This is a genomic window from Pseudomonas sp. PvP028, from assembly GCF_017832255.1.
Lineage (GTDB): Bacteria > Pseudomonadota > Gammaproteobacteria > Pseudomonadales > Pseudomonadaceae > Aquipseudomonas > Aquipseudomonas syringae.
Window position 1 is genome coordinate 5056580 of record NZ_JAFIBL010000001.1, and the last position, 16745, is coordinate 5073324.

At 58.7% G+C, this 16745-nt stretch carries 17 protein-coding genes; 3 read left to right on the forward strand and 14 right to left on the reverse strand.

Translation table 11 applies throughout. The features are described from left to right. Positions 1 to 6: 6 nt before the first annotated feature. Genes sdhA through sdhC form a run of 3 tightly spaced genes read right to left on the reverse strand, consistent with a single transcriptional unit; the run spans position 7 to position 2519 of the window. Positions 7 to 1779 carry a succinate dehydrogenase flavoprotein subunit gene (gene sdhA / locus JOE34_RS21645; protein ID WP_003394562.1) on the reverse strand — a complete coding sequence of 591 codons (1773 nt, stop codon included), beginning with the start codon at positions 1777 to 1779 and terminating at the stop codon, positions 7 to 9. 3 nt (positions 1780 to 1782) lie between these two features. Next, positions 1783 to 2151, reverse strand: coding sequence for a succinate dehydrogenase, hydrophobic membrane anchor protein (gene sdhD / locus JOE34_RS21650; protein WP_003316551.1), 369 nt, complete (start codon positions 2149 to 2151; stop codon positions 1783 to 1785). Next, entirely contained in the window at positions 2145 to 2519 is a 375-nt protein-coding gene (sdhC, locus tag JOE34_RS21655) for a succinate dehydrogenase, cytochrome b556 subunit (RefSeq protein WP_003423585.1), read from the reverse strand. Before sdhC ends, sdhD begins: the two co-directional genes overlap by 7 nt. Before the next feature lie 361 nt (positions 2520 to 2880). On the opposite strand from sdhC, the gene gltA reads away from it, so the two are divergent. Then, entirely contained in the window at positions 2881 to 4170 is a 1290-nt protein-coding gene (gene gltA / locus JOE34_RS21660; RefSeq protein WP_002552974.1) for a citrate synthase, read from the forward strand. Positions 4171 to 4234: 64 nt separating this feature from the next. Here the strand turns inward: gltA and JOE34_RS21665 are convergent, their stop codons facing one another. The 9 genes from JOE34_RS21665 to JOE34_RS21705 form a co-directional block, all read right to left on the reverse strand. Further along, on the reverse strand, positions 4235 to 4846 hold the full coding sequence (locus JOE34_RS21665) for an START domain-containing protein (RefSeq protein ID WP_003394551.1): 612 nt from the start codon (positions 4844 to 4846) through the stop codon (positions 4235 to 4237). Between the two features lie 56 nt (positions 4847 to 4902). Next, positions 4903 to 5160, reverse strand: coding sequence for a YkgJ family cysteine cluster protein (locus JOE34_RS21670; RefSeq protein WP_010426360.1), 258 nt, complete (start codon positions 5158 to 5160; stop codon positions 4903 to 4905). A gap of 94 nt (positions 5161 to 5254) precedes the next feature. After that, positions 5255 to 5896 (reverse strand): translation initiation factor 2, encoded by a 642-nt coding sequence (locus tag JOE34_RS21675; protein WP_245227051.1) that lies wholly within the window; start codon positions 5894 to 5896, stop codon positions 5255 to 5257. A 114-nt stretch (positions 5897 to 6010) separates the two neighbouring features. Continuing rightward, positions 6011 to 7450, reverse strand: coding sequence for a PLP-dependent aminotransferase family protein (locus JOE34_RS21680; protein ID WP_209996649.1), 1440 nt, complete (start codon positions 7448 to 7450; stop codon positions 6011 to 6013). Positions 7451 to 7667: 217 nt separating this feature from the next. Further along, entirely contained in the window at positions 7668 to 8483 is an 816-nt protein-coding gene (locus JOE34_RS21685; protein WP_046266416.1) for an OmpA family protein, read from the reverse strand. Then, positions 8480 to 8833: a DUF4398 domain-containing protein gene (locus tag JOE34_RS21690; protein ID WP_209996652.1), complete on the reverse strand. Its 354-nt coding sequence runs from the start codon at positions 8831 to 8833 to the stop codon at positions 8480 to 8482. The genes JOE34_RS21685 and JOE34_RS21690 overlap by 4 nt, the downstream gene beginning before the upstream one ends. A 10-nt stretch (positions 8834 to 8843) precedes the next feature. Further along, positions 8844 to 9671, reverse strand: a complete 828-nt coding sequence (locus JOE34_RS21695; protein ID WP_003394542.1) for a transporter substrate-binding domain-containing protein — start codon at positions 9669 to 9671, stop codon at positions 8844 to 8846. A gap of 116 nt (positions 9672 to 9787) precedes the next feature. Beyond that, positions 9788 to 10717, reverse strand: a complete 930-nt coding sequence (locus tag JOE34_RS21700; protein WP_003366683.1) for an FAD-binding protein — start codon at positions 10715 to 10717, stop codon at positions 9788 to 9790. Further along, on the reverse strand, positions 10718 to 11467 hold the full coding sequence (locus JOE34_RS21705) for an electron transfer flavoprotein subunit beta/FixA family protein (protein ID WP_003394537.1): 750 nt from the start codon (positions 11465 to 11467) through the stop codon (positions 10718 to 10720). 519 nt (positions 11468 to 11986) lie between these two features. Between JOE34_RS21705 and JOE34_RS21710 the strand changes: the two genes are divergently transcribed. Then, positions 11987 to 13642, forward strand: a complete 1656-nt coding sequence (locus JOE34_RS21710) for an electron transfer flavoprotein-ubiquinone oxidoreductase (RefSeq protein ID WP_003394534.1) — start codon at positions 11987 to 11989, stop codon at positions 13640 to 13642. A gap of 122 nt (positions 13643 to 13764) precedes the next feature. On the opposite strand, the gene JOE34_RS21715 is transcribed toward JOE34_RS21710, so the two are convergent. After that, complete coding sequence (locus tag JOE34_RS21715; RefSeq protein ID WP_046267046.1) at positions 13765 to 14658, reverse strand: AraC family transcriptional regulator; 894 nt, start codon at positions 14656 to 14658, stop codon at positions 13765 to 13767. A 179-nt stretch (positions 14659 to 14837) separates the two neighbouring features. Between JOE34_RS21715 and JOE34_RS21720 the strand changes: the two genes are divergently transcribed. Then, positions 14838 to 15890 (forward strand): NAD(P)-dependent alcohol dehydrogenase, encoded by a 1053-nt coding sequence (locus JOE34_RS21720; protein ID WP_010432991.1) that lies wholly within the window; start codon positions 14838 to 14840, stop codon positions 15888 to 15890. Positions 15891 to 15901: 11 nt separating this feature from the next. Here the strand turns inward: JOE34_RS21720 and JOE34_RS21725 are convergent, their stop codons facing one another. Beyond that, positions 15902 to 16711, reverse strand: coding sequence for an IclR family transcriptional regulator (locus JOE34_RS21725; RefSeq protein ID WP_004418314.1), 810 nt, complete (start codon positions 16709 to 16711; stop codon positions 15902 to 15904). Positions 16712 to 16745 lie beyond the last annotated feature (34 nt).

Sequence of the window (16745 nt, forward strand, 5' to 3'; positions counted from 1 at the left end):
CACCCCTTAATAAGTCCGAATCTTCGGTTCAAAAGTCGGGACAGTTTTCGGCGAGAAGTTCACGGCACGCTTGGTCACACTCTTGTCACCCGGGAAATACAGGGTGTGGCACAACCAGTTCTCGTCATCGCGATCTTCAAAGTCTTCACGAGCGTGAGCGCCGCGGGACTCTTTACGATGCTCTGCAGCAATCGCCGTGGCTTCGGCAACTTCCAGCAGGTTTTGCAGTTCAAGCGCTTCGATACGGGCGGTGTTGAACGCCTGGCTCTTGTCGTTGATCTTGACGTTGGCGATACGTACACGCAGATCAGCCAGCTGGGCGATACCCTTCTGCATGTATTCGCCGGTACGGAATACACCGAAGTAGTTCTGCATGCAGCTCTGCAGCTCTTTGCGCAGGGTTGCAACGTCTTCACCGGTGGTGCGCTCGTTCAGGCCGGCAAGGCGTGCAAGGGCAGCATCGATGTCGGACTCGGAAGCGCGCGCATAATCGACGCCTTCACGCAGGGCCTGCTCCAGGTGGATACCCGCAGCGCGGCCGAACACCACCAGATCGAGCAACGAGTTGCCGCCCAGACGGTTGGCGCCGTGAACCGATACGCAAGCCACTTCACCTACCGCGAACAGACCTGGAATGATCTGGTCGACGCCCGCCGCATCCTGAGTGATCGCCTGGCCGTGAATGTTGGTGGCAACGCCGCCCATCATGTAGTGGCAAGTCGGTACGACAGGAATCGGCGCGGTCGCAGGATCGACGTGAGCGAAGGTCTTGGACAGCTCCATGATGCCTGGCAGACGGCTGTGCAGCACTTCTTCACCAAGGTGATCGAGCTTGAGCATCACGTGATCGCCATCGGGACCACAGCCGTTACCGGCAATGATTTCCTTGACCATGGAACGTGCCACAACGTCACGACCGGCAAGGTCCTTGGCGTTCGGAGCATAACGCTCCATGAAACGCTCACCGTGCTTGTTGATCAGGTAACCGCCTTCACCGCGGCAACCTTCAGTGACCAGTACACCTGCGCCGGCAATACCGGTCGGGTGGAACTGCCACATTTCGATGTCCTGAACCGGCACACCGGCACGCAACGCCATGCCGATACCGTCACCGGTATTGATCAGGGCATTGGTGGTCGACGAGTAGATACGGCCTGCACCGCCAGTCGCCAGCACGGTTGCATTGGCGCGGATGTACGAGGTTTCGCCCGTCTCGATGCAGATCGCGATGATGCCGACAAAGGCGCCATCGTTGTTCTTCACCAGATCAACTGCATAGTATTCGTTGAGGAATACAGTGCCGGCCTTCAGGTTGGCCTGATACAGGGTGTGCAGCAGCGCGTGACCGGTACGGTCGGCGGCAGCGCAGGTACGGGCAGCCTGCCCGCCCTTGCCGAAGTCCTTGGACTGGCCACCGAACGGACGCTGGTAGATACGGCCCTGCTCGGTACGTGAGAACGGCAGGCCCATGTGCTCGAGTTCGAAGACCGCTTCCGGACCTACGGAACACATGTATTCGATAGCGTCCTGGTCACCGATGTAGTCGGAACCCTTGACGGTATCGTACATGTGCCAGCGCCAGTCATCGTTCGGATCGGCGGAAGCGATTGCACAGGTGATGCCACCCTGGGCGGATACGGTGTGCGAGCGGGTCGGGAAAACCTTGGTGACCACGGCAGTCTTGTGACCGCCCTGGGCGAGCTGCAGCGCAGCGCGCATGCCGGCACCGCCACCACCAATGATGATGGCGTCGAAAGAAAGCGCATTAATGTTAGCCATGGATCAGATACCCCAAAGAATCTGCACGCCCCAGACGAAGTAGGCGAACATCAGAACGCCACATACCGCCTGGAACAGGAAACGTACTGCAGTTGCGGACTTGCCCAGCGCCATCGGCGTCAGGTAGTCGGTCGCGATGGTCCACATGCCGACCCAGGCGTGGGCGCCAAGGGCAACGAGAGCCAGAAGACTGAAGATACGCATTCCGTTGTGAGCGAACAGACCATGCCATTGGGCGTAGCTCAGACCCGGGTGAAAGACCATGTAACCGATCAGGAAAATGAAATAAGCCGCGAGCACGACTGCGGAAACACGCTGAGCCATCCAGTCATAGAGGCCCGAACGCGACAGGTTGGTGACGTTGGTTACCATATCCATACTCCCGCCAGAAGAATCAGAATCACGGAGACCGCGATAACGATTTTGGAGCCCAGCTTGCCGCCTTCAAGCGTCTCGCCTACCCCCGAGTCCATGATGAGGTGACGAATACCGGCCACCAGGTGGTACAGCAGGGCAGACAGAAGTCCCCAGATGATCAGCTTGGCCAGCGGACTGGTCATATACGCCTTGACTTCACCAAATCCCTCTTCGGAGGCCAGCGACTTGTCCATTGCATACAGCATGATTGCAATACCGACAAAGAGGATGACACCGGAGATGCGGTGAAGGATGGACGTGTAAGCGGTGACTGGGAGCTTGATGGTCCTTAGGTCTAGATTTACAGGTCGTTGGCTATTCACGGCTTTTTTTCACACTGAAGAGCCCCTAACAATCAGGGCAAGTTGTTGGGAAGTGCACTGGTCAGGTACCCACCACCCAGGAAGTGACGACCCCCTTGAAACAGGCCAAAAGCCTCTGGCGGTCGGACGCCGAGTATAGACAGTTAGGTTACTAATGACAACGCGCAGACTTACCGCCAATAGCGGATTGCGTTGCCGCGACAAAAGGCGTAAACGGCAGTAAACCGTCTGCAAAATCCACGGCCGAGCCCTTGCGGAACACGACTTTAGGCAAATTGACTTTAGAATTTATCTCACTATAGTGATGCGGGCCCTGCGTGGGGGGCCTGTCTGATGATTTGAAGCATAAATAGGAGGCCACATGGCTGACAAAAAAGCGCAGTTGATCATCGAGGGCGCTGCCCCCGTCGAGCTGCCAATTCTGACCGGTACAGTGGGTCCGGACGTGATCGACGTACGCGGCCTGACCGCCACCGGCCGCTTCACATTTGACCCTGGTTTCATGTCCACGGCCTCTTGCGATTCGAAGATCACCTACATCGATGGTGATAATGGCATTCTGCTACACCGCGGCTACCCGATCGAACAACTGGCCGAGCAGTCCGACTATCTCGAAACCTGCTACCTGCTGCTCAACGGTGAACTGCCCACCGCCGAGCAGAAAGCCCAGTTCGTGGCCGTGGTCAAGAACCACACGATGGTTCACGAACAGCTCAAGACCTTTTTCAACGGTTTCCGCCGCGACGCCCACCCGATGGCCGTCATGTGTGGCGTAGTCGGCGCCCTGTCAGCGTTCTACCACGACTCACTGGACATCAATAACCCGCAGCACCGCGAGATTTCTGCGGTCCGCCTGGTCGCCAAAATGCCGACGCTGGCAGCGATGGTCTACAAGTACTCCATGGGTCAGCCCATGATGTACCCGCGCAACGACTTAAGCTACGCGGAAAACTTTCTGCACATGATGTTCAACACCCCGTGCGAGATCAAACCGATCAGCCCGGTGCTGGCCAAGGCGATGGACAAGATCTTCATCCTCCACGCCGATCACGAGCAGAACGCTTCGACCTCCACCGTGCGCATGGCGGGCTCTTCGGGCGCCAACCCGTTCGCCTGTATCGCAGCCGGTATCGCAGCGCTCTGGGGCCCTGCCCACGGCGGCGCCAACGAAGCGGTACTGACCATGCTCGATGAAATCGGCGATGTGTCGAACATCGACAAGTTCATTGCCAAGGCCAAGGACAAGAACGATCCGTTCAAGCTCATGGGCTTCGGCCATCGCGTGTACAAGAACCGTGACCCACGCGCCACCGTAATGAAGCAGACCTGCGACGAAGTACTGAAAGAGCTGGGCATCACCAACGATCCTCAACTCGAACTGGCCATGCGCCTCGAAGAGATCGCCCTGACCGACCCGTACTTCATCGAGCGTTCGCTGTACCCGAACGTCGACTTCTATTCGGGCATCATCCTCAAGGCCATAGGCATTCCGACCAGCATGTTCACCGTGATCTTCGCCCTGGCGCGGACTGTCGGCTGGATCTCGCACTGGAAGGAAATGCTCTCCAGCCCTTACAAGATCGGTCGCCCCCGTCAGCTGTACACCGGCAACGTGCAACGCGACATCGTCGCCCTGCAAGACCGCAAGTAAGCGCCACGCGCAAAAAAAGGGCTGCCATTGGCAGCCCTTTTTTATGCGCGCTATCCAGTGCGGATCATTTGGTTTGCGCGGCACGCTCCCTGAGCGCTTTCAAGGTGTTGTACGGAGCATCGACAACGAACTTGTTGGCCAGCATCGACGGCACACTGCCACCCGGCTCGGTGTGAACCTGATAGGTCACTTCAGTCTGGTTCGGCCCCTTCGGCACCATTTTCCAGAAGCCTTTGACCTCGGTCACCCGCACATAGCCCTTCTCCTCGGGGATATACGAAGGCTGCTCTTCAAGGTTACGGGTAACACTCCCGTCAGGGCCTTCCTGAGTGGTGATCAACAGCACCGAATCGCGAGGCGTCACCGGCCAGGGCGTATTGAACTGGCTGTAGGTCCAGGTCTTGTTGCCTTCGTGCTTGAGCACTTTCTGCAACTTGCACTCATGAATCCAGGCGCAGGCCCCCGTGACATCCTCCTGGAGCGCACGCAACTTGCTTACGCTGGCATTGATCAGCGCAATACCTTGATACGCCTTGTAATCGGAACCAGGCACGTCGCTCAACGAGACCTTGATGCCATCCTGATTCTTGACCTCTTTCCACTCTTCAGCTTGCGCCGTTCCGGCAAGCATTACAGTGAAGCCACAAGCAACAGCCATGCGATACAGCGGACCCATTGTTCTATTCCTTGTTTTGAAGTTCCGAAGAAGCATTTGTGCTCGAAAACACTTTTTCAGGCCACCGCAGTGGCTTTTTCCCACCAACCGATCAGGCGAATGGCATCCGCCTGGTCGGCACCGCAGACATCATCTGCCGCCTTGAACTGACTGCACACCGCGGGCCGCTCAGCCCTGCCGAACAAGGCGCACAAAAACTCGACCGACAGATGCAGACAGCGCTCGCCAGCAGGCTTTCCGTCAGGCATACCGGGTATGGGAGACGTGATGGAAGGCGCTATGCAGCACGCGCCACAACCGGAACGGCAGTCCATGACCAGACACCCTTTTGTGAAAATTAAAAAAGAGAAAGGATATTAACCGTCAAAACGTCTGTTTGAAAACGCCGTATCGGACGACAGGCAGGACTTACTGCTTGAATTTGAAGTCCAGCGCAGCGCCTTCTACATCCCGACGGTTGTCATTGCGCATCTGCAATTGCATTTCGTTGGTCAGCAATCGCCCCTCGAGCTCGAAAGGGCCAGGGTTCGCAGAATCGCCCTTGTCGCTGAACATCTGCGGCAATATCGGCTTGCGCTTGTTGGTAATCACCTTGGCAGGCGAGTCGAGCTCCTTGACCAGCTCGGGAGGCAGGCTCAGGTCCAGCTTGGGTGCTTTGATTCGCACATCCTTGACGCTGGCGGTCTTGGCATCCTTGGCGTTCTTGCGCTTGCTCGCAGGTGCCTTGGCTGCCGCAATCCTGGAAGAGGCTTTTTCGGAAGTCGCCGATTTGACGCTCTGGGGTGCTGCAGGTTCTGATTTTTCCTTTCCGATCACCACAGGCACGACTGGCACGCCCGGCATCAGCTGATGCATGGTGTCCGGCGCCTTGATTTGCTTGGCATCGGTGGCGGCTGCCTGCGCAGGTGCCTCAGTCTTCAGATGCACCTCGGGCGATACCGGCGCGGTGATGACCGCCTCGGTCTTGGGTTTGGGCACAGAGGTATCCGGAGCGTCACAACCACTCAGAAGTACGACGACAAGCAATCCGAGACAGCGAAAAACATTCATAGGCAAAAAGTCAGGCAAGACAGTGGCAAAAAGCCGGAAAGAAACACATGCTGTCCTTTTGAGGCCAACCTGACAAGACAAGAGTTCCGAAGAATTGACAAATATCTTTGCCAATCAATAAGCCTGAACAGCCTCCTGACACAACTGCTTGGACAGAATCCCCAGTGTCATCAATGCCCGCTCGGCTTCCTTGTTCCATTTCATGCCGCAATTCAAACGAATACAGTGGTTGAACTGCTCGGTATTACTGAAAATCAGCCCGGGTGCAATACTGATGCCCTGCTCGAGCGCACGGACATGCAGCTCTTGGGTGTTGACCCTGCCCGGCAGACTGACCCACAGGATAAAGCCCCCTGCGGGCCGACTCATCTGCGTACCTTCGGGAAAGAACTGCTGCACCGCCAGCTGATACGCACTGAGGTTCTTGCGGTATTCGAGACGAATGAAGCGCAGGTGCCGATCGTAGCCACCGTTTTCGAGGTAAGCCGCGACGGCCATTTGCGTCACGCTGCACGCCGAGTGAGTACTGAAGGTTTGCAGACGCTGAATTTCCGCCTGGTACTTGCCGGCTATCATCCAGCCGATGCGCACACCCGGTGACAAGGTCTTGGAGAAGCTTGAGCAGTAAATCACCCTCCCCAGCCGGTCGAACGCCTTGAGCGCCTTGGTCCGCCCTACTTCGAACATCAACTCGCCGTAGACGTCGTCTTCAACCACCTGGATATCGAAATCCGAGGTCAGACGCAGCAGGTTTTTCTGCCGCTCCTCAGGCATGGTGCCGCCCAGTGGATTGCTCAGCCGCGAGGTCAGTACCAGTGCCTTGATGGACCATTGATTGGCCGCCAGCTGCAAGGCTTCAAGGCTGATGCCGGTGGCCGGATCACTAGGGATTTCGATGACTTTCAAACCCAGCAGGTCGGCAAGTTGCAGCAACCCGTAATAGGCTGGCGATTCGGCGGCAATCAGATCGCCGGGCCGCGTCAACACCCGCAGGGCCATCTGCAGCGCATCCACGCAGCCGTGAGTGATCACCACCTCTGGCGGGTCGACCACCACGCCGGCGTCACGCATGCGGATGGCGACCTGCCTGCGCAAGGGTTCGAAGCCAGGGCTGAACATGTAACTGAAGGCCCGCGGGCTGTGAAAGCGCGTGACCTTGGCCAACTGCTGATGCAACGCGCGCACCGGCAGGTAATCAACATGAGGCACGGCAGCTCCAAGGGCGAACACACCTTCGCGGCGGGACTCTTCGAGTACCTGCTGGATAATGCTGCTGCGTGTGACCAGGCCGGGCCGCTCGACCCGCGCGATATCCGGGGTCGAAGCTGTCAGCGCGGGGGTTTGATGGACGTAGTAGCCGGACTGAGGACGCGCGCGGATGAGCCCCTGATCTTCAAGATTCGCGTAGGCCTGCAATACAGTGGCATGGCTGACGTTGAGCTGCGAACTCATTTTGCGGACGGACGGCACCCGCTCGCCGGGCTGATAGACACCACGACGAATGTCTTCGGCCAACTGCTGAGCGATACGCTGGTAGAGCAAGAGATTGGTCATGACACAGCCTCAAAAAGACCGGTGATTTATTATTTTTGAAAATACAGATGCGTAATAACCGGCACAGATCGGAAGTGTACGGGAACAGTTTGAAATCAGGCCAGCATTGATGATTGCTGAGTGAAAATAAACGCGGGCAGAAACGCCATAGTCAATGTTATTAAAGACAAAAAAGCCCGAGGCCGTTTCCGGCGTCGGGCTTTTTATCGGCTTTTTATCAGCGAGCTGCGCCCAACTGACCTTTCTCGTCCGAGAAAACGATCTCGACACGCCTGTTTTGCGCACGGCCCCGCTCGAAGGTATTGGCATTCACAGGAAACTCCTGGCCATAACCTTCGACGTGGATACGTTTTTCATCGACACCCAGGTCCATCAGCACGTCAGCGACGGCCTGTGCCCGGTCTTTCGAGAGCTTCAGGTTGTCCTGACGATCGCCCGTACTGTCGGTATAACCTTCGATCCGGACCACTCGGCGCGGGTTGATCTGCAGAAACTGCACAACTTTGAGGATGGTACGGCTGGCGGAGTTTTTCAGCTCGGCATGTCCGGCGTCGAACAGCACATCGCCCAGGGTCATGACCAGCCCGCGGTCGGTTTCGGTGGTGGCCAGGCTGAGGATCTGATCCTCCAGCCAACGGCCCTGCTGCTGGGCGCTGGCCAGCTTGGCTTCACGCAGTGCCAGCTGCATACGCTGACGCTCCATGTCCATTTTTGCCAGACGCTCCTGACTCAGCATCAGGTTGCTGTGCTCACGCGCGATTTCGCTGTAACGGCTGCTGAGGTAGGCGTAGTGAGCGACATCGGCACCGCTCCCCAGGTAACTGGACAGACGCTCGGCGCGGGCCAGCGACTCACCCGCGCGAATGACATCTTTGGGCGCACTGCGCAGCACATCGGTATCTTCCTTGACCTTCTGGAAGTCGGCACTGGCCTGCTGCAAGGCCTGGCCACTGTCCTTGTGACCGGCACAACCGTAAAGGCCAGCCGACCCCAGCAACAGACACACACTCAGGACACGAGGAATACGGTTCATTGCGCCTCCCCCAGCTGCTTGCACAAGCGATTGAGGCGGGTATTCAACTGATTGACCTGCTCCTGGCTCTTGAGGGTCAGCACTCGCGCTTCGGCCAGGCGCGCATCAAGTTCGGCCTGCTCGGCTTTCATGCGCGCGTCCTTGTAGGCGTGGCTTGCCATGGAGGCGCGGGCTTCGGCGAAGCCGGCCTGGGCGACTTCCATCTCGGGCTGATCGTCACTCGCACCGACCGCCTTGGCCTGCTCCAGCGCCTGCTCGGTCAGTTTGAACTGCTCGGTTGGTACCGGGTCACTGGCGCAACCGGCCAGCGTGGCGATTGCCATGACGGCAATTGAAAAACGAATACTCACAAAAACATCCCTACTTGTTGGGTGCGCTGGCGCTGGCAGGTTGCAGCAGTTGGGCTTTCCACAACTCCAGGTTGTGCCTGATGACATCGCCCGCAAGGCCAGAGGCGGCCGATTCTGTCATCTTTTTCGCCAGCTGTCCGCGCAACCATGGTTCATTGCAGGCCGAATTGAACGACAAGGCCAGATAAAAACCCGGCGTATCGACCGGTAGAGGCTGCGCTGTCAGGTCTTTGGACAGACCCAGGGTCTGCACCATGACCAGACCGGCATAACGCCCGGCAAGCACGTAATCCACCTCACCCAGGGCCAGCTTCTGGAACGCGGGCGTAAGTGCAGGCACCCTCTCCAGGGTCAGACTCTGTCTGGCCAGCGCATCAAAGGATGGCGTCAGGCGGGTCTTTTCCGACATGGCGCCGGGATGACCCTGCAGCTCGCTGACGGCATTGAACGGCACACTGTGATCGTGACGCGTCCAGACCATGATTTCGTTCTGCACGATCGGCGGATGAATGTAATCCAGCGCTTCGAGTTGTGCCGCGTTCAACGGCGCGTCAGCCAGCAGGTCCATGCGCCCGGTGCGCACCTCTTCGAGTGCCTGACTGCGCTTGCCGCCATACAGAAACTCAACCTTGATACCCAGCTCGCCCGCTGCCTGAGTCAGCAGATCGGCATTGGCGCCCATCAGGTGACGCGGGTCCTGGGGATCACGCCACAGATAAGGCGGCGCGTCCGGGCTGCCAGTCACGATCAGACGCTCGCACTTGCCTGCGGCGAAGGCCAGCGACGGCAGCGCGATCAGCCCGAAAAGAAGCGAAGACAGCAGCCGGGAATGCACCATGAGAAGTCCTTTCGATACCCAATAAAAAACCCGTTCGATCCGGGCAGGCGCACCATAAACCGCTGGTGTGCGAACCCCGAATGGAACGGGTTCTCTTTATAGTGGAAGCGCGTGGCTTAAACCAGCTTCTCCAGCTCGGGGATGGCTTCGAACAAGTCAGCCACCAGACCGTAATCGGCGACCTGGAAGATCGGCGCCTCTTCATCCTTGTTGATCGCAACGATCACCTTGGAATCCTTCATACCGGCCAGATGCTGAATGGCACCGGAAATACCGACCGCGATGTACAGCTGAGGAGCAACGATCTTGCCGGTCTGACCGACCTGCATGTCGTTGGGTACGAAACCGGCATCGACCGCAGCACGGGAAGCGCCCACTGCCGCACCGAGCTTGTCGGCCAGCGTGTACAGGTGCCTGAAGTTGTCGCCGTTCTGCATGCCGCGACCACCGGAAACCACGATCTTCGCTGCTGTCAGCTCCGGACGATCAGATTTGGCCAGTTCTTCACCAACGAAGCTGGACTTGCCGGCATCGTGAGCAGCCGATACTGCTTCAACAGCGGCCGAGCCACCCTCGGCAGCCACCGGGTCGAAGCCGGTGGCGCGTACGGTGATGACCTTGACCGCAGCCGTCGACTGAACGGTGGCGATGGCATTACCGGCATAGATCGGACGAGTGAAGGTGTCGGCGGAAACCACCGATACGATCTCGGATATCTGGTCAACATCCAGCTGCGCAGCGACACGCGGCAGGATGTTCTTGCCATTGGACGTTGCCGCAGCCAGAACATGGCTATGGCCCGCAGCCAGTTCCACGACCAGCGGTGCGATGTTTTCAGGCAGTTGGTGCGCGTAGGCTTCGTGATCGGCCACCAGGACCTTGGTCACACCGGCAATTTTGGCGGCTGCGTCGGCAACGGCGCTCACGCCGGAACCGGCCACCAGCAAATGAATGTCACCGCCGATCTTCTGGGCAGCAGCAAGGGTGTTGAGCGTAGCCGGGGCTACGGTCGCATTGTCGTGTTCAGCGATAACCAGGATCGTCATTTAGATTACCTTCGCTTCGTTTTTCAGTTTCTCGACCAGTTCAGCCACCGACTTGACCTTGATGCCGGCGCTGCGTGCAGCCGGCGCTTCGACCTTGAGGGTCTTGTTGGTCGAGGCCGTGGAAACGCCCAGTGCATCCGGGGTCAGCACTTCGAGCGGCTTCTTCTTGGCCTTCATGATGTTGGGCAGCGAAGCGTAGCGTGGCTCGTTCAGGCGCAGGTCCGTGGTCACGATGGCTGGCAGGCTCAGGGAAACGGTCTGCAGGCCGCCGTCGATTTCACGGGTTACGGCGACCTTGTCACCGGTCACTTCAACCTTGGATGCGAACGTACCCTGCGGGTAGCCGCTCAACGCAGCCAGCATCTGGCCGGTCTGGTTGTTATCACTGTCGATGGCCTGTTTGCCAAGGATCACCAGTTGTGGCTGCTCCTTGTCGACCACGGCCTTGAGCAGCTTGGCCACGGCCAGAGAAGTCAGTTCCTCGGCGGACTCGACCAGCACGGCACGGTCGGCCCCCAGTGCCAGGGCGGTACGCAGTTGTTCCTGAGCGGTGGTCGGGCCGATGGTGACGACGACGATTTCGGTGGCTACACCCTTCTCTTTAAGACGAACCGCCTCTTCAACGGCGATTTCGCAGAACGGGTTCATGGACATTTTGACGTTGGCAAGATCGACGCCGGAGTTGTCCGCCTTGACGCGAACCTTGACGTTGTAGTCGACCACTCGTTTGACAGCTACAAGAACCTTCATGGATTCCTCACTCTCCGGTGAAAAGAAGTCGCCCGGCGGCACCAGGCGATCGATATGTGTCCTCAACAAGCAATCGCTATGCGTGCAGGCCATTCGGACGGCTTTAAAAAGCCATATAAAAGCCGGGAGTCACCCGTCAAGCAGCGGCTGGGTGTGTAAAATGCGCCGTGCGACGTTGACCTGTTGCCTGCAGCGCGTCTGCCTGATGCCTTTTGAGAGATTGCCCGCAATCCGGGAACCTCGTTTCAGCCTACGGCAAACGCAAAACCGCCCGTATATTGACCGCAACGCCTTTTCCGGTCAATACGCCAAATCGGCCAGTTCCGAGTCTGGTGTCTTTGATTTATCTGGCCTGCGGCCGATTCAAACAAACGTTTGTATTGGACCCGCGCAGTGGTGTAGATATAATGCGAACCATTAAAAGACGAGGCGGTTCAATACCTCCATGCGTCGGCCTGCAGCAACCAAAAAAGCAGTGCCCATAAAAACACCGTGAGCCTTGAGAGTAGGAGATAGCCTGTGGAACGCGAATACATGGAATTCGACGTCGTTATCGTCGGAGCCGGCCCGTCCGGGCTTTCTGCCGCTTGCCGCCTTAAACAGAAGGCCGCTGAAGCTGGCCAGGAAATCAGCGTCTGCGTGGTGGAAAAAGGCTCCGAAGTCGGTGCGCACATCCTCTCCGGTGCCGTGTTCGAGCCCCGCGCACTGAACGAACTGTTCCCCAACTGGCAGGAACTGGGCGCTCCGCTCAACACGCCGGTCAAGCGCGACGACATCTATGTGCTGCGCGACGCCGAAAAAGCCCAGAAAATACCGGACTTTTTCGTCCCCAAGACCATGCACAACCATGGCAACTACATCATCTCGCTGGGCAACCTGTGCCGCTGGCTGGCGCAGCAGGCTGAAAACCTCGGTGTCGAAATCTATCCGGGCTTTGCCGCTCAGGAAGCGCTGTTCGACGAAAACGGTGTAGTACGCGGCATCGTCACCGGCGACCTGGGTGTCGACCGCGAAGGCAATCCGAAGGAAGGCCTGTACACCCCCGGCATGGAACTGCGCGCCAAGTACACGCTGTTCGCCGAAGGCTGCCGTGGTCACATCGGCAAGCAGCTGCTCAAGCGCTTCAAGCTCGACGACGAAGCCGACGTGCAGCATTACGCTATCGGCCTCAAGGAAATCTGGGAAGTCGATCCGGCTAAACATGAACAGGGGCTGGTGGTGCACACCGCCGGCTGGCCGCTGGACGATGACAATCCGGGCGGCTCGTTCCTGTACCACCTGGAAAACAATCAGGTCGTGGTCGGCCTGATCATCGACCTGTCCTACAGCAACCCGTACCTCTCGCCGTTCGACGAATTCCAGCGCTACAAGCATCACCCGGTCGTCAAGCAGTACCTGGAAGGCGGCAAGCGCATCAGCTACGGTGCCCGCGCGATTGCCAAGGGCGGCTTGAACTCCCTGCCGAAGATGGTCTTCCCCGGCGGCGCGCTGATCGGCTGCGATCTGGGCACGCTGAATTTCGCCAAGATCAAGGGCAGCCATACGGCGATGAAGTCAGGCATGCTGGCTGCCGATTCGGTAGCCGACGCGCTGCTCGCCGGCAAGGAAGGCGGCGACGTGCTGAACGCCTACGTGGACGCATTCAAGGCCAGCTGGCTGCATGAAGAACTGTTCGCCAGCCGTAACTTTGGCGTGGCGATCCACAAATACGGCGCGATCAAGGGCGGCGCATTCAACTTCATCGATCAGAACATTTTCGGTGGCAAGCTGCCGTTCACGCTGCACGACACCAAGCCGGACTACGCCTGCCTGAAGCTCGCAGCCGACTCGAAGAAGATCGACTACCCGAAACCCGACGGCAAGCTCAGCTTCGACAAGCTCAGTTCGGTATTCCTCTCCAGCACCAACCATGAAGAGGAACAGCCCTGCCACCTGAAGCTGACCGATCCGAGCATCCCGATCAGCAAGAACCTGCCGCTGTATGACGAGCCGGCTCAGCGTTATTGCCCGGCTGGCGTGTATGAAGTCATCACCAAGGAAGACGGCGAGAAACGCTTCCAGATCAACGCGCAGAACTGCGTGCACTGCAAGACCTGCGACATCAAGGACCCGTCGCAGAACATCACCTGGGTGGCACCGGAAGGCGCTGGCGGCCCGACCTACCCGAATATGTGAGGTGAAGCAGCTGCAAGCTACAAGCTACAAGCTACAAGCTACAAGCTACAAGCTACAAGCTACAAGCTACAAGCTACAAGCTACAAGCTTTGATCTTGAAGCTTGCGGCTTGAAGCTTGCAGCTAACCCCTACATCCCTCTTCGCCCGGTCTGCGCTCAAAGTAACGTTTGTATTCACGACTGAACTGCGACGCGCTTTGATAGCCGACCTTCAACGCGACCTGCGCCACACCCAGGCCCTCGGCCACCAGCAATTGCTGAGCCTTGAGCAGGCGCAGGCGCTTGAGGTACTGCACCGGCGACAACAGCGTGCTGCGCTTGAAATGCTCATGAAAGGTCGACGTGCTCATGTTCGCGCAACTGGCCAGCGTGTCGACGTTCAACGCGTGGTCATAATGCTCATGCAGGTAGGTCACGGCCGAGGCAATTCGTGCGAACTGCCCCTGCTGTTCGACCAGCGCACGTAGCACCCCCGACTGCGGTCCGCGCAGCGCGGTATACAGCACCTCGCGAATCCGTGCCTGGCCCATGGCCTGACACTCCAGCGGATCATGCAGACAACGCAGCAAACGCTCGACACTGTCGCGCATAGTGTTATCGATGCGCACCGAGGTCATGGATTCCGGCGTCTGCACCTGACTCTCGTGCCCGGTGACCGGGCCCATCACCTGCACCAGCTCACCGAGCAACACGCGGTCAATCGCCACTGAAACGCCGTAAAGCGGCTTTTCCGGAGTGGCGAACGTTTCGCACTTGAACGGCACAGAGAGCGCCTGAATCAGGTAATGCCCGGTGCCGTATTCGAACGTGCGCGGCCCCAGGCACGCGATCTTGCTGCCCTGCACCACGATCATCAGGCTCGGCTCGTAGATCTGCGGGCTGCTGGCGACATAACCAAACGCCGAAAGCACGCGGACCTCCGGCAACGGCGTAGCGACAAACCCCGGGCGCACTGCCAGCGGCTGGATCAGGGAAACGAGGGTGGCATTGCCATCCGGCACAACAGGTAAGGTCATGGGCACAGCCTGGCAGAGAAACAGACAGCCGTATCATCGCAGATTTGCGCCTCAGCGCCGACCCTGAATTTTCAGGCCGGAGGAATAGGCATGAAACACGGAGGATTCACCATAGCCGCGAAGGGCCTGTATCAGGACAATGGTTCGCCTCTCTTCCGTTACATCTTGCGAGGTCAAACATGTACACAGCTATCGGTTACGCCGCACAGTCAGCTACCGCTCCCCTCGCCCCGATGACCTTCGAACGTCGCGCTCTGCGTGCCGACGACGTTGCCATCGAAATCCTTTATTGCGGCGTCTGCCACTCCGACATTCACCAGGCGCGCAACGAGTGGGGCATTGCTGTTTACCCACTGATGCCAGGCCACGAAATCGTTGGCCGCGTCACTGCCACCGGCAGCAGTGCAACCCAGTACAAGGTCGGTGACATGGTCGGTGTCGGCTGCATGGTCGATTCGTGCCGCGAATGCTCGGCCTGCAAGTCGGACCTCGAGCAGTACTGCCTGGAAGGCCCGACCATGACTTACGCAACGCCGGACCGCGTGGACGGCAGCAACACCATGGGCGGTTACTCGAACAGCATCGTGGTCGCCGAGCACTTTGTCGTGCGCGTCCCGGAAAAACTCGATCCGGCCGCTGCTGCGCCGATTCTCTGCGCAGGTATCACCACCTATTCGCCGCTCAAGCACTACGGCGTCAAGGCGGGCGACAAGGTCGGCATTCTGGGCATGGGCGGTCTGGGCCACATGGGCATCAAGTTCGCCAAGGCCATGGGCGCTGAAGTGACCCTGTTCACCCGCTCCGCCGCCAAGGCTCAGGAAGCACATCGTCAAGGCGCCGATCATGTGATCGTCTCCACCGACGCTGAACAGATGAAGGCTGCTGCCGGGCATTTCGACTTCCTGCTCGACACCATTCCGGTGCAGCACGACCTGAACCCCTACCTGGAAACCTTGCGTTTCGACGGCGCCCACATTCTGGTCGGCCTGATTGAGCCGATCGAGCCGCCAGTACACGCCGCCAACCTGGTAATGAGCCGTCGCGTGCTGGCCGGTTCGTTGATCGGCGGTATCGCGGAAACTCAGGAAGTACTGGATTTCTGTGCCGAGAACGACATCACCTGCGACATCGAAATGCTCGATATCCGCAACATCAACGAAGCCTACGAGCGCATGCTGGCCGGTGACGTGAAGTACCGCTTCGTAATCGACATGGCCACGCTGAAGGCCTGATCGACTGCCGATCAGCCGCCGAGATCGGCCGAGAGTTCCGCTGCGATGGTTTTGATCAGCGGAACCAGCTCGGCCATCTTCTCCAACGGCATGTAGGGCACGGTACTGGCGACACTGATGCCGGCAACGATCTGTTTGCTGGCATCACGTACCGGCGCTGCGACACAACGGATCGACGGCTCGTTGTCCTCCAGATCGAATGCATACCCTCCTTCTACGTACTCCTCCCGCCGTGCCTTCAACTGTTCCCAGGTTTGCTGCTCATGAGCAGGCCATAGCGGATTTCTGCCTGTGCTCGGCATGCTGATTTCATACAGCCGCTGCCACTCGGACTGAGCACTGTCCAGCAGCAGCGCCTTGCCGATACCGGTGCGCACCATCGGCATCCGATGCCCGACCCGCGAACGCATTTCCGGACCATTGCGACCGGGATTCTTGTGCAGATAGAGCACGTCGTCCCCTTCCCGTACTGCCAGATGCACGGTATCGCCGGTCAGCTCCGACAAGCGATCCAGATACGGCCTGGCCAGCATCGCCAGGGGCACCTCTTCACGCGCCTGAAACCCCAGCTCGATCAGTTTCGGCCCAAGCAGATAGCCCACCTGAGGAACGATGCGCAGGTAACGCTCCTCGACCAGGCAACTGGCCAGACGGTGCGTGGTGCTGCGCGTGGTGCCGATCAGCCGGGCGATCTCCTTGAGGTCCCGTGCGCCACCGGCAACCGCCTGCACCACCCCCAGCCCGCGCAGCAAGGTCTGAGTCCCGGTGGGTACGGAGTCCTTGCCGGTAATCTTTTCAGGGGTGATCGAATCGTTGTGCATGAGAGGCCTTGCTCGGATCAAAAGGGTTCGGATC

Coding starts and splice junctions, on each gene's coding strand:
- JOE34_RS21725 (WP_004418314.1), bottom strand. CDS start 16,711: ATGCACAACGATTCGATCACCCCTGAAAAGATTACCGGCAAGGACTCC.
- sdhD (WP_003316551.1), bottom strand. CDS start 2,151: ATGGTAACCAACGTCACCAACCTGTCGCGTTCGGGCCTCTATGACTGG.
- sdhA (WP_003394562.1), bottom strand. CDS start 1,779: ATGGCTAACATTAATGCGCTTTCTTTCGACGCCATCATCATTGGTGGT.
- JOE34_RS21720 (WP_010432991.1), top strand. CDS start 14,838: ATGTACACAGCTATCGGTTACGCCGCACAGTCAGCTACCGCTCCCCTC.
- JOE34_RS21695 (WP_003394542.1), bottom strand. CDS start 9,671: ATGGTGCATTCCCGGCTGCTGTCTTCGCTTCTTTTCGGGCTGATCGCG.
- JOE34_RS21700 (WP_003366683.1), bottom strand. CDS start 10,717: ATGACGATCCTGGTTATCGCTGAACACGACAATGCGACCGTAGCCCCG.
- JOE34_RS21705 (WP_003394537.1), bottom strand. CDS start 11,467: ATGAAGGTTCTTGTAGCTGTCAAACGAGTGGTCGACTACAACGTCAAG.
- JOE34_RS21675 (WP_245227051.1), bottom strand. CDS start 5,896: ATGAATGTTTTTCGCTGTCTCGGATTGCTTGTCGTCGTACTTCTGAGT.
- gltA (WP_002552974.1), top strand. CDS start 2,881: ATGGCTGACAAAAAAGCGCAGTTGATCATCGAGGGCGCTGCCCCCGTC.
- JOE34_RS21665 (WP_003394551.1), bottom strand. CDS start 4,846: ATGGGTCCGCTGTATCGCATGGCTGTTGCTTGTGGCTTCACTGTAATG.
- JOE34_RS21670 (WP_010426360.1), bottom strand. CDS start 5,160: ATGGACTGCCGTTCCGGTTGTGGCGCGTGCTGCATAGCGCCTTCCATC.
- JOE34_RS21685 (WP_046266416.1), bottom strand. CDS start 8,483: ATGAACCGTATTCCTCGTGTCCTGAGTGTGTGTCTGTTGCTGGGGTCG.
- JOE34_RS21680 (WP_209996649.1), bottom strand. CDS start 7,450: ATGACCAATCTCTTGCTCTACCAGCGTATCGCTCAGCAGTTGGCCGAA.
- JOE34_RS21715 (WP_046267046.1), bottom strand. CDS start 14,658: ATGACCTTACCTGTTGTGCCGGATGGCAATGCCACCCTCGTTTCCCTG.